This window comes from Paenibacillus sp. Paensp111 (genome assembly GCF_059492195.1).
In genome coordinates, this window is the sequence record NZ_CP168527.1 from 3,365,230 (window position 1) to 3,377,136 (window position 11,907).

Here is an 11,907-nt window from a genome sequence, read left to right on the forward strand (position 1 = left end):
GGCAATAACAGGAACGCCGCACCCCTCTGCAAGGGTCCGGCGTTCGAAATAATGTATATGTTACTGCTGAACGGCGTTCTCTGCCATGGCATTCGATTTCTTTTTGCCGGCATCGGACAGCTTGACGTTCCTCATCACCAGAGCAACGACTACCCCGGCCAGCACAAAGAATAATCCGTACAGGAAGACACTGTGCAGGGATTCAACAAGAGCGTTCTTGAGAATCGGATTCACCATCTCCATCAGCTGCGGCGGAATCGCCTTCTGCATTTCTGGGGATTGTACCGCAGAGTAGATCTGCTGTGGATTGTGTTCGATCATATCGTTGAACTTGTCCACCAGCGGCTTGGCTTTCTCCGGAAGCTGACCTAGCAGCGGTGTCAGGTCACTCGTCAGCATGCTGCCTGATTTATTATTCATGATAGCGCCAAGCAGCGTCATCCCGAACGTCCCCCCGATAGAACGGAAGAATTGCGAAGATGAAGTAACTACACCCAGCTGGGATTTCGGAAAGCTCTCCTGAAGCGCAAGTGTCAGGATAGGCATAACCAGACCCATGCCCAGACCAATTACAACCATATAAGAGGTAGCCACAAATTGACTGGTGTCTAGAGACAGCATGGTCAGCAGATAGAAGCCGGCTGCCATCACCAGCATGCCCAGAATAATCTGCAGCTTGACTCCAAGGGAGTACACCAAACGTCCACCGAACACACTGGTCAGAATCATGGCAATCATCATCGGGGTCATAATGGTTCCCGATTGGGTTGCACTTACTCCAACGACCCACTGCATGAACAGAGGCACGAACATAATGGCCCCGAACATGCCAATCGCCATGAAGAAGCCAATCCCGTTCAGCATGGAGAACGTGCGGTTCTTGAACAGGGAAACCGGGAGAATCGGATCTTCTGTTTTGGCTTCAATGAAAACAAAAGCAGTAAGCGATATAAGAGCTACGATAAACATCGATATAATCTGCCATGAACCCCAGTCGTACTTCTCTCCCCCAAAGCTGAGCGCCAGCAGAAGAGCTACTACGCCGATGACCATTGTAACTGTTCCGGCCATATCCAGCTTGACTGGTCCTTTGTTGATATGCTTCGGCAGACCTTTCGCGATAAAGATAACTGCAAGCACCCCGACCGGAAGGTTAATATAGAAAACCCAAGTCCAGTTCCAGGCATCCACGATCCATCCGCCAATCTGCGGACCCAGGACGGAAGAAAGTCCATACAGGGCTCCGAAGATCCCCTGCCATTTGGCGCGTTCCTTGCCTGTAAATAAATCCCCGATAATGATCATCGCCATCGGCATCATGACACCGCCGCCCAGCCCCTGGATCGCACGGAAAATGATCAGTTCGGTCATATTCTGGGACATTCCGCACAGTGCGGACCCCGCCATAAATATAATCAGACCCGTAATGTAGACAACACGGCGTCCAAACAAATCCGCAAGCTTACCCGCAAGCGGGACTACCGTCGTTGAAGTCAGCAGATATGCGGTAGTTAACCAGGTGATCAAGGAGAGCCCTCCCAGATCCTTGACTATGGTAGGCATTGCAGTACCTACAATCGTGCCGTCTAACGCCGCGAACAGCATGGCGATAATAAGCCCGATGACGAGCAGCTTTCTCTTGGACGCATCCATAGCAGATGCCTCAGTAATGTGTTCTGACAAAGTAACCGTTCCTCCTTAAATTGTCCCGCTTAAAAGTTCATTCTTCCCTGCCGGGCTTCTCAATGGCCGCGAACTTCTCAAATATAGCCGCAAGCGTATTCAGCTCGTTCTCATCGAGATGGGAGAAATAATATCTGATTATGGCCCGCGATTTCTTCTTGGCTTCCTTAAGAATCGCTTCCCCGTGTTCCGTTACCGAGACAAGCACAGCTCTGCGATCTTGCTCGTCATGGCGCCGCTCCACATAGCCGTTCTGGACCAGACGGTCGATCATGACCGTAATGGCGCTCGGCTTGACTTCCAGCTTCTCAGCTAGATATGAAATATTGCAGGATTTCTCCTTCGAGATCAGCGCCAGCATGTGATACTGGGGGCCGGTAAGCCCAAGCTCACGGTGAACCATAATTTCGGATTCCATCTTGCGGATCGCACTCTTCCAAGCCGTCTCGATCCTGTCGATGTAGCCATCGTAATCCATAAGCCAATCACCTCCATTCACATATCTTTCTTATTTAATATTTAAACACTTTATTATTTAACTTATGAAAATATAATACCTGCTGAAATAATTGTCAATACTTAGTCTGGAGTCCTTGAAAACCCCACCAAATTGTATTATTATCAAATCAAATATAGAAATAATTTTCATTTATATAATCATAATTATAAAAATAATTTTCAGAGGGGCGTTAAGCTTGTCTCCTATTCTTCATGCACTGGAACAACAATTGGAAGCTCTGCCACCGCAGGAACGTCGTCTCGGGGAGAAGATTCTCGAATCCCCCTCTTCTGTCGTTCACCTCGGCATCACCGAGCTAGCACAGGTATGCGGGATCAGTCCTTCTACCATTACCCGGTTCTGCAAGACCTTTCATTTCAAGGGCTTTCCTGATTTCAAAATGAAGCTGGCGGGCGAGCTCGCGCAGAAGCCTGCCGAGAATGCCTACCAGGACGTCATTGCCGGCAATTCCCTTCATAAAATTGCTGAAGCCATTGAAGCCAATCATCTGGCCTCCATCACCGACACGACCCGGCTGCTGGATATGAACCAGATGGAGCAGGCTGTCACGGCCCTGTGCCGAGCTGGACGTATCGATCTCTATGGCGCAGCGACATCATCAATTGTCGCCCAAGACTTTTATCAAAAGCTGATACGTATCGGCAAGAACAGCACCGCATTCGCAGATTCCCATATGCAGATCACCTCCGCTTCGAGTCTCGGCCCCGGAGATGTAGCTCTTGCATTATCCTACTCCGGAGAGACCTCGGAGACGATCAGCGCCATGCGCTGCGCTAAGGACAGCGGAGCCTTTACCATCTCCCTCACTCAGTACGGCAGCAGCACTCTGGCCTCCCTGGCGGATATATCCCTATTCTCTTCTTCCCTTGAGAAAGGGATGCGGCGCGGAGATATGGCTTCCCGGATCGCACAGCTGCACGTCATTGATATTCTTTTTACGGGGATGGTAAGTAGAGAATTCGAGGACTATATTCCGCGGCTGGAAAGTTCTTATCAGCATGTACGTAAATACCGCACAAATTCTTGAAGAGGAAGTGATTCCGATGCTGAACATCATCAAGGTGTCAAGTGACCAGCAATTCAACGAGGTGGGGGCAGGCATGATTGCCGGACTTCTGCAGTCCAACCCCCGTGCCACGCTAGGTCTAGCCACAGGCAGCACACCGGTAGGGGTATATAGTCATTTGATTAATCTCTATAGACAGGGGCTCGTCAGCTTCGCGCAGGCTCAAAGCTTTAACCTCGATGAATATATCGGCCTGTCCGCGGAGCATCCGGAAAGCTACCGCCACTTCATGAATGAGAAGCTCTTCAACCACGTGGATATGGACCTGAAGAATGCGCATATTCCTGATGGAACTGCGGCCGATCCTGAGAAAGCAGCGCTTGAGTATACCCGGATGCTCGAGGATGCCGGACAGATGGATCTGCAGATTCTCGGAATTGGACACAATGGCCACATCGGGTTTAACGAGCCTGCTGACGAACTTCATGCGAATACCCATGTGGTTGAGCTGAAGAAAGGCACACGTGAGGCGAATGCACGCTTCTTCAATTCGATCGATGAGGTCCCTACCCATGCTATGACCATGGGCATTGGTTCGATTCTGAAATCACGGCAAATCCTGCTTATGGCCAAGGGAGCAAGCAAGGCTGAAATTCTGGAGCGTGCGCTAAAAGGACCGTTAACGACGCAGTGCCCGGCTTCCCTGCTCCAGACTCACCCCAATGTGGTCGTCCTGGTCGATCAGGCTGCGGGAGGACGGTTATGATGAGTAGTCAGAACAATCAGAGTAATCAAAGTAATCAGGGCAATAGAACCTTCCAGATTGTCCACGGTCAAGTTGTTACGCCAAATGGGATTATCAAAGATGGGGCCGTTACCGTTATTGACGGAATCATCCGTTACGTTGGGTCCACATCTGGAGCCCCCTCACAGGGCATTAATTCAGTTGAGATAATCGATGCAAAAGCAGCCTATGTGCTCCCTGGATTCATCGATATCCATGTTCATGGCGGGATGAAGGAGGATTTTACCGATTCCACGCAGGAATCCCTGGATATCATTACGAAATTCCATGCAGCCCAGGGAACTACAGCCATGCTGGCTACCACGATGACAACTCCGAAGGAGGTGCTGGACCAGGTCCTGGAGGAGGTCCACACCTACAAGTCTAAGGATATGCCCTATGCCCAGCTCGAAGGCGTTCATCTGGAAGGGCCCTTCATCAGCCCCAAATGGCCTGGCGCACAGAATCCGGAGCACATTGTCCCCCCGAATAAAGAATGGATTGAACAGTGGGAAGCCAGATATCCCGGCCTGATCAAACAAGTCACATTCGCACCTGAACGCGAGGGAGCACACGATCTGATCCGTTATCTCCGCAGTCAAGGAATTGTGGCTGCTGCAGGCCATACTGATGCCACTTATGAGGAGATTATGGCGGCGGCGGAAGTCGGTCTGCATCACTCGGTGCACATGTTCAATGCGATGACTCCGCTTCATCACCGGAAGCCCGGAGCAGCCGGTGCCATTCTAAGCTCTCCGCGGATAAGCTGCGAGATTATTGCGGATGGCATTCATGTTCACCCCGCAGCAATCTCCATCATTGCCCAGCTGAAGACTGCGGAGAACTTCGTCCTCATTACGGATGCCATGTCAGCGGCTGGACTCGGCAACGGAGAGTACATGCTTGGCGACCTACCGGTTGTAGTTGAGGATCATGTATGTACGCTGAAGGATAGTCCGGGTACTCTAGCTGGAAGCACCCTGACCATGATTCGCGGCTTCCGCTATCTTGTCCAGCAGGTGGGGCTAAGTGTGGAGCATGCTTCCCGGATGGCCAGCGGCAATCCAGCCAAGCTGCTCCGGATCGCGAGCCGTACAGGCGCCATTGAGACCGGCAAGCAGGCGGACCTGCTCCAGGTAGATCAGGAGGATTTGCAATTACGCAAAGTATGGATCAAGGGTAATTTGAACTGAATTCAACTCAACTCGAATGAATGGCCGCAAGCAGCATAAAGACTGGGCAGCAGATATCCATCATGGATACCTTCTGCCCAGTCTCTTTATTCATTCATTTAGGGTTAGACTACGTCTAGCGGGTCGTTCCGCCTGAGTATCCATTTCCAGGCTGAGGACCGCCTAACGTATTGCCGATTCCATTGGTGTTGCGCGGAGCCGGTGTATATCCGCTTGGGCCGGTCATGGTTCCGGCACGGGACGGGAATATACGCTGAATCAGCGCGCTGAAATCATTCTCTACGCCACGAAGCATCTGTCCGCCCTGCGACTGAGTGGCATAACCGCTTACGCGGGATACAAACTCAGGATGGCCGGAGACATGGACATTCTGGATATGCGGCGCAGCGGCCTTGATTTTGCGTTCGATCTCAATCTTCAGCGATTGAGGAATGTTATCGAGCGGGCCGGTCCCATTCGTACCGTAGCTGCCGTTCGCACCATAGGTACCATAAGTACCCGTAGTTCCGTTAGTACCATAGGTACCCATTGTTCCGTTAGTTCCGTAGGTACCTGTTGTTCCACCCGTTCCGTTCATGTAGCTTCCGTTCGCGCCTCTCAGGCTGTTCGAACGAAGCCCATTTACATCCAGCCCGTTGCTGCTGAAGTTATTAGCTCCGTTCAAAGCCGAATGATTCGTGTTCATCGTTCCATTCCCAGTAGTAGTGCCCATGCCTCTACTGTTCATGATGTTCCCGTTCATTCCGGTACCATTCGTACCTGTGCCGCCAATCCCAGGGGCATAACCATAGCCTGTTCCTGCAGCAGATCTTGGACCTGTACCGCCTCCGTAGGAGTAGTACGAGTTACCCGAGATTCCACCGTTCATTCCGCCATAATAGCCGGTACCAAGGTGAGTTCCCGCTCCTTTTCCATCTGCACCATACGTGCCGTAAGTGCGGGTACCGCCTGTTCCGCTGGAACCATAAGTTCCCCCCCGGACCGCATCCATGAGACTTCCGGCAACGCCGGATCTTCCAATGCCATGCCCTAAGCCATCGGATCCCGTGCGGCTGCCGGTGCCCGGAGTTACACTCTTGGCACTGTAGCCCGTACCCGTTGTCCCATGAGGTCCATGGAGGGTTACGGCTACATAAGCGTCACGGTCAGTTACCAGAACTTGTGCAGTTCGGATCTGGCTTAACGAAGACACCTTGTTGCTTAGAGCCGGGCTGTATTTCAGGCCCATAATCCGGTTGTTCTGTACAGAGTTCAGATCATAACGATTCCCTGTCTTCGCATTCTGGGTACGAAAGTTGTTGTTGTTATTCTTGCCACAACCCGTAATACCAACCATACCAGCAAGAAGGGCAGCCGATAAGGTCAAGCTAACAACCTTTCCTCCACGCATGAGTTCATCCCCCATCATCACTTTTAGTTAATAAAATAAGGACTAACAGGGATTAGGATGTGCCTCGCTGAGCGTGTGTATCCAGTTAAGATTTAGCAGGAAACAGGCTGATGATCATAGGGGTGTGGCCAAGATTAAATCGAGTAACTGCTCTCTATACCGGTGACGTACGCCTTCAATCTCCTGCTGGATCGATTCACTATGAAGGACGGTACCCATATCCGAATGCCACCTGTAGGCGGTCAAATTCACGTTAAGATATGGAAAAGGCATGCGGGCGAGCACCACCCGCAGCCAATAATCATAATCATGCGTATAAGGCAGGTTCTCATCAAAGTACCCCAAGGTGTTGAAGACATCCTTCCGAAACATAACGGTGCAGCCATTCACCGGATTGCCGTCAATAAATCCGGTCAGCATCTGCTTCACATTTCGCTGATCCCCGCCGGCACCACGGAGCGTGACGACCCCGGATTTATCGATATTGTTAAAATTAGTGAACGAAACAGGCGCCCCACTCTCAAGCATGAACTTCAGCTGGGCAGCTATTTTTCGGGGATAAAATAAATCGTCCGAGCTTAACCAGGCAATATAGTCCCCGGATGCGTGACGGATGCCGTGATTGAGGGCGGAGGCTGTGCCTCCGTTGGCTTTTCCTAGATAATATATCCGGTTCAGGTGAGGCTTCAATAGCTCGGCATGCTGGGTAGAACCATCATCGACCACGATAATTTCTATATTGGGATATGTCTGCTTCAATACACTCCGGACCGCTCTTGAAATATAAGGACAGTTATAGAATGGGATAACTACCGAAACTCTAGGCTTCACAAAGACTCATCCTCCTCTAACCGGAGAATATAAGTCTTGATGACGATCCATCCATTGCTTCAGCTCCCTCAGCATCTCCTTATAGGGCGGCAGCTTGAAGTGCACATCAGGACGAGTGGATACCAGCGTACGATCAAGCACCGGTCCGGAATCTTCGTTAATCTGTACATTCGTCTTATTCCAGATCTCCTTAAATAACAGAAGAAGCTCATGTTTACTGACCAGCTCGGGATGTGCAAGATGGATTAATCCGGATAGGGGAAGGGTTAACGAAGCGTCAATTACTTTTGCAAGCTCAAGGGTAGTCACGCCGTTCCACAGTACACGGCTGTACCCGCTAACCTCCCCGGACTGGCCCAGGAACCAATCCAGCAGACCGATCCCTCCGGATCGGATCTCCGGCCCAATGATGGAAGTGCGGATCGTCAAATGACCCGGATCGCGGATCTCCCCCAAGGCTTTGGATACCGCATAGATCGAGGTTCCATCGGTCCGCGCATCCTCGGTATATTTCCCGAGCGTACCGAGGAAGACGCAGTCCGTGCTGATATGGATGAGCCGTGCCCCCACGGTATCTGCCGCCCGCCGAAGGCGGTGCGGAAGATATCCGTTAATATGGTAGGCTCGAATCCGATCTTCTTCGGCGTACTGATTGAGTACGCCTACAGCGTTGATGATCACGTCCGGTCGAATCATTTCGACCGCTCTCTCCACCAGCAGGGGATCGTTCGCATCAATGAGGAGTCCTTCCGGATCAGCCAGGTCACGTGTAGTATAGAGGACCTGATGCCGGCCCTGTTCCTTGAAATAATTGACCAGCATATGCCCCGCCATTCCGTTGCCGCCGAATATCAGCAATTTCATGACAGAAATCCTCCTCGAATGAGAATGTTCTTAATCTCCTCTTTGCTCATCAGATTCTCCTCTGAGCTGAAGCTTGAGAAAGGAACTAACGGGGAATGCTCATAGTGCTCCTTCAGCCCCGGAATGCCGAGTGTAGGGAGAATAACGAGATATTCTTCGTCATATAATACGGTGGTCTTGCTCTCGAATTCACTCATCAGAATCTCATGTATTTTCTCGCCTGGACGGGTACCTGTCTCCATTACCGAGACATTCTCCCTGCCGGAGGCTTCAATTAAGACTTCGGCCAGATCTACGATTTTGCAGGTTGGCATAGTCATTACAAAGATTTCTCCACCCAGGCTCGCAGCCGAGGCCTTGAACAGCAGCTTGATCGCATCGGGCAAGGTCAGGAAGAACCGGGTCATGCTGGAGTCCGTAATACGGACCTGCCCCTTCTGCTTAATCTGATCCATAAATAAGTGAACCACACTTCCGTTCGTGCCGAGTACATTACCTCCCCGGACACAGACAAATCTCGTACGGGTTGGCAGCAGATTGGCATATACAATCAGCTTCTCGCCAATCGCTTTGGTCATGCCATAGAAATTGGACGGGTTGGCAGCTTTGTCGGTTGAAATATAAATGACCTTTTTCACTTCATTATCTATGGCGGCTTCGATTACATTTTGGGTGCCGATGACGTTCGTCTTCAGCGCCTCATAAGGCTGCTCCTCACAGACGGGAACATGCTTGAGGGCAGCCAGGTGGAAGACATAGTCCACATTTTTGCATGCAGCCGTAAGGGCTTCTTTATCCCGGATATCCCCAATCCGAAAAGTCAGTCGTTCATCCTCAAATGCACGGCTCATGGCCACCTGGGTGGATTCACTACGGGAATAGATGATGATTTCCTTGGGCTGCTGGGGCAGCAGCTGCTTGATCAGCTCATATCCCCATGAACCGGTACCACCTGTAACCAATATCACCTGATTATTGAACATTTCGTTTCCCTCCAAGCAAGAATTTTACTACAGTATCCGATACATGCTCGGAGAGATAGCCCTCCGGACATTCCCACTTGCGGTCCAGCTCGGTCATTAATCTAACCGATGCGGCGATGCGGTCCGCATCCAGCCCGGATACAATATTGCTTCCGCAGTCTACGGTCTCTGGACGTTCGGTTGTCTTCCGCAAGGTTACAGTCGGCACATGCATGATGCAGCATTCCTCCTGCACCGTCCCGCTGTCTGTCAGCGCGCACAGCGTATGACGCTCAAGATGAACAAAATCAAAAAAGCCAAACGGTTCATGAAACTCTACCAGCGGGTTCATTTGAATCGGGAAATCCTGTGCGATCCGGGACTTGGTACGCGGGTGCAGGCTGCATATCATTCGCAGGCCGTACATCTCGGCCACCTGATTCAGTCCTTTCAAGATCTGGATAAGGTGCTCGGGGCGGTCCACATTCTCTGCTCGGTGGGTCGTCACCAGGAAGTACTGATCAGGAACAAGGTTCAAGCGCTCCATAATCTGACTTGCCCGTATTTCCTGCTCGTAATGCTTCATGACTTCATAAATCGGGTTGCCCGTCAGGACAATCCGGCGGCTTGGAATTCCTTCCTGAATCAGATGCTGTTTGCTCTGCTGGGTATAAGGCATGTTGATGCTGGAGATGGCATCGATTACTTTGCGGTTCTTCTCCTCAGGAACATCCAGATCAAAGCAGCGGTTGCCTGCCTCCATATGCACCACTGCAATTCCCATCCGTTCAGCCAAAATGGCGCTCAGCGCACTGTTCGTATCGCCCAGCAGAAGAACCCGATCCGGCTTCTCTCGCTCAATAATGGCTTCCAGCTGCTGGAACATGGCTGACAGCTGTCCCCCGAATGAGGCTTGCCGGTCTTGCAGCACATAGTCCGGGGCTCTCAGACCAAGCTGGGCGAAGAAAATTCCGCTGAGGCTGAGCGTAAAATTCTGTCCGGTGTGAACGAGGATATGCTTATCCGCATACCGGTCCAGCTTGGGAATAATCAGACTCAGCCGGATAATTTCGGGACGAGTTCCGAGTATCGTCATGATTCTCATGTAATCAACTCCTTTACGCGTGGGCATGACAGAGCTATCCGGATCGCGCTTTCCTCCGGCGTTTGCGTGCTAGGCCTCTTAATTTGCGGGGAAGCTTGGCTTTGCGCTTAGCTTTAGGGTTCACTTTATCGTTCGCCGTCTTCAGCTTCTTGCGCCGGGTCTGTGTGGCAGAGAGCTTGCTGTGCTTACTGCGTGAACTTTGAGAGATTCGCTGGCCCTTTCTGCCTCCTTGACGAGTTCTTCCGGAAGGTCTGACCGAGCTGCGTCTCCGTCTTGGCAAATGCTGCTTCGTCCCTTGGCTCCTCACGGCTGCAATATACATGCCTTCCGGGGAATCATGGACCTTGATCAATCCCGGCTGCTGCATAGACCAGTCAATCAACATCTGCCTCAGCCGCTGCTCGTAGGCTGAAGGTCCGAAGATTTCATTCACCTTCTCCAGGTTCCGCGCTGAAGCCTCAGCGGTCAGGTCCGGATTCTCCAGCAGGGCAGTGACTCTCGCTGTCAGACCCTCCAGATCCCCTGGCGCCGCCAGGCTGTCACCTGATCCCACGGCTTCCAGGATCTCTTTAAGTCCACCCGAAGCATAGGCAGCCACAGGCTTGCCATAACTCATAGCTTCCAAGACTGTCAGGCCAAAGCCCTCAGGAACGACACTTGGAATCACGACCATATCCATGGCGCAGTATGCTGCCTCCACATGCTCTTCAAAGACGATAAAGTTGAACCGGCTGCTGAACTCCGATGCGTTCACTTGGGCCAGACTGCCTGCGAAGTAATCCCGGTCGAGCGTTCTCCCTATAATTAGAAAGCGTACGTTGGGCTCCTGGGGACATAAAGACAGCGCCATATGAATGAAATGATCAAAACCCTTTTCCGGAGTCAGATAGGATGAGATATAACCAATCAGCCGATGCTCCGGCTTGATTCCGTACTGATTCCGCTTCTCTTCGCGAAGCCGCGGCCATAGCTCCGGGTGAACTTCCGCAGCGTCCCACGATGGATACACAAGGCTAATCTTGTGGTCCAGAGAACAAGCGCGGAAGCTAGAGACCGAGGTCTCTGAAATCCCGGTGATCCACTGGCTGTATTGGTCAATCAAGCTGACCGCTTGCGGAGTGAATTCATTCAAAGCTATCGCTTCCGTAATGTTCCATATGACCGGAATTTGAGAGGAAGCTGCGGCCATAGCCGGAAGCAGATTGACACAGGTATTGGTCAGTACCAGGTCCGGCGACTCTGCACGAATCAGTGCCGCAATACTGTCATAGGCTGAACTCTCTCTCAGTCTTGCTGCTTCATTCAGCAGTTCGGCATGAGGGGTATACATGCCGTAGAACACCGGGTAGCCATGGATTCGTGTCGTTATCCCCAGACTGCGAGCCCGCTCGGTCAGCTTCCCTTCCTGAGGAGCAACCAGCACGCAATGGAAATATGGAGTGAGCTTGCGGCAGATGAACAGCAGCAGCTTCTCGGCTCCTGTAATGCTTCGGCTGCTGCTTAGATGTGAGAAAAGCAGCAGTTTTGCCTTTTTCACCATAGTTCAGGTCCTCCAGAGAGGAACTTTCA

11 protein-coding genes are annotated in these 11,907 nt (G+C 51.6%); 3 read left to right on the forward strand and 8 right to left on the reverse strand.

The features are described 5' to 3' along the window. Nucleotides 1-60: 60 nt before the first annotated feature. Nucleotides 61-1,653, reverse strand: coding sequence for an MDR family MFS transporter (locus tag ACEN86_RS15790; protein ID WP_495634324.1), 1,593 nt, complete (start codon nt 1,651-1,653; stop codon nt 61-63). A 67-nt stretch (nt 1,654-1,720) separates the two neighbouring features. Then, complete coding sequence (locus ACEN86_RS15795; RefSeq protein WP_495631526.1) at nt 1,721-2,161, reverse strand: MarR family winged helix-turn-helix transcriptional regulator; 441 nt, start codon at nt 2,159-2,161, stop codon at nt 1,721-1,723. 217 nt (nt 2,162-2,378) lie between these two features. Here ACEN86_RS15795 and ACEN86_RS15800 point away from each other — a divergent pair, with 217 nt between their 5' ends. Genes ACEN86_RS15800 through nagA form a run of 3 tightly spaced genes read left to right on the forward strand, consistent with a single transcriptional unit; the run spans nt 2,379 to nt 5,186 of the window. Continuing rightward, nucleotides 2,379-3,230: a MurR/RpiR family transcriptional regulator gene (locus tag ACEN86_RS15800; protein WP_495631527.1), complete on the forward strand. Its 852-nt coding sequence runs from the start codon at nt 2,379-2,381 to the stop codon at nt 3,228-3,230. 16 nt (nt 3,231-3,246) lie between these two features. Next, nucleotides 3,247-3,975 (forward strand): glucosamine-6-phosphate deaminase, encoded by a 729-nt coding sequence (gene nagB / locus ACEN86_RS15805; RefSeq protein ID WP_495631528.1) that lies wholly within the window; start codon nt 3,247-3,249, stop codon nt 3,973-3,975. Further along, a complete protein-coding gene (nagA, locus tag ACEN86_RS15810) occupies nt 3,972-5,186 on the forward strand; it encodes an N-acetylglucosamine-6-phosphate deacetylase (protein WP_495631529.1) in 1,215 nt (404 codons plus the stop codon). The genes nagB and nagA overlap by 4 nt, the downstream gene beginning before the upstream one ends. A gap of 115 nt (nt 5,187-5,301) precedes the next feature. On the opposite strand, the gene ACEN86_RS15815 is transcribed toward nagA, so the two are convergent. From ACEN86_RS15815 to ACEN86_RS15840, 6 genes are all read right to left on the reverse strand, one after another. Beyond that, entirely contained in the window at nt 5,302-6,576 is a 1,275-nt protein-coding gene (locus ACEN86_RS15815) for a YhcN/YlaJ family sporulation lipoprotein (RefSeq protein WP_495631530.1), read from the reverse strand. Nucleotides 6,577-6,690: 114 nt separating this feature from the next. Continuing rightward, entirely contained in the window at nt 6,691-7,407 is a 717-nt protein-coding gene (locus ACEN86_RS15820; protein WP_495631531.1) for a glycosyltransferase, read from the reverse strand. Nucleotides 7,408-7,413: 6 nt separating this feature from the next. Next, on the reverse strand, nt 7,414-8,271 hold the full coding sequence (locus tag ACEN86_RS15825; RefSeq protein WP_495631532.1) for a dTDP-4-dehydrorhamnose reductase family protein: 858 nt from the start codon (nt 8,269-8,271) through the stop codon (nt 7,414-7,416). After that, a complete protein-coding gene (locus tag ACEN86_RS15830) occupies nt 8,268-9,254 on the reverse strand; it encodes a polysaccharide biosynthesis protein (protein WP_495631533.1) in 987 nt (328 codons plus the stop codon). The genes ACEN86_RS15825 and ACEN86_RS15830 overlap by 4 nt, the downstream gene beginning before the upstream one ends. After that, a complete protein-coding gene (wecB, locus tag ACEN86_RS15835) occupies nt 9,244-10,338 on the reverse strand; it encodes a non-hydrolyzing UDP-N-acetylglucosamine 2-epimerase (RefSeq protein ID WP_495631534.1) in 1,095 nt (364 codons plus the stop codon). The genes ACEN86_RS15830 and wecB overlap by 11 nt, the downstream gene beginning before the upstream one ends. Nucleotides 10,339-10,372: 34 nt before the next feature. Beyond that, nucleotides 10,373-11,878, reverse strand: a complete 1,506-nt coding sequence (locus tag ACEN86_RS15840; RefSeq protein WP_495631535.1) for a glycosyltransferase family 4 protein — start codon at nt 11,876-11,878, stop codon at nt 10,373-10,375. Nucleotides 11,879-11,907: the final 29 nt, after the last annotated feature.

Excerpts from the sequence above, each read along its gene's own strand:
- ACEN86_RS15830 (WP_495631533.1), bottom strand. The coding sequence starts at position 9,254 with ATGTTCAATAATCAGGTGATATTGGTTACAGGTGGTACCGGTTCATGG.
- nagB (WP_495631528.1), top strand. The coding sequence starts at position 3,247 with ATGCTGAACATCATCAAGGTGTCAAGTGACCAGCAATTCAACGAGGTG.
- ACEN86_RS15795 (WP_495631526.1), bottom strand. The coding sequence starts at position 2,161 with ATGGATTACGATGGCTACATCGACAGGATCGAGACGGCTTGGAAGAGT.
- ACEN86_RS15815 (WP_495631530.1), bottom strand. The coding sequence starts at position 6,576 with ATGCGTGGAGGAAAGGTTGTTAGCTTGACCTTATCGGCTGCCCTTCTT.
- ACEN86_RS15825 (WP_495631532.1), bottom strand. The coding sequence starts at position 8,271 with ATGAAATTGCTGATATTCGGCGGCAACGGAATGGCGGGGCATATGCTG.
- wecB (WP_495631534.1), bottom strand. The coding sequence starts at position 10,338 with ATGAGAATCATGACGATACTCGGAACTCGTCCCGAAATTATCCGGCTG.
- ACEN86_RS15840 (WP_495631535.1), bottom strand. The coding sequence starts at position 11,878 with ATGGTGAAAAAGGCAAAACTGCTGCTTTTCTCACATCTAAGCAGCAGC.
- nagA (WP_495631529.1), top strand. The coding sequence starts at position 3,972 with ATGATGAGTAGTCAGAACAATCAGAGTAATCAAAGTAATCAGGGCAAT.
- ACEN86_RS15790 (WP_495634324.1), bottom strand. The coding sequence starts at position 1,653 with ATGGATGCGTCCAAGAGAAAGCTGCTCGTCATCGGGCTTATTATCGCC.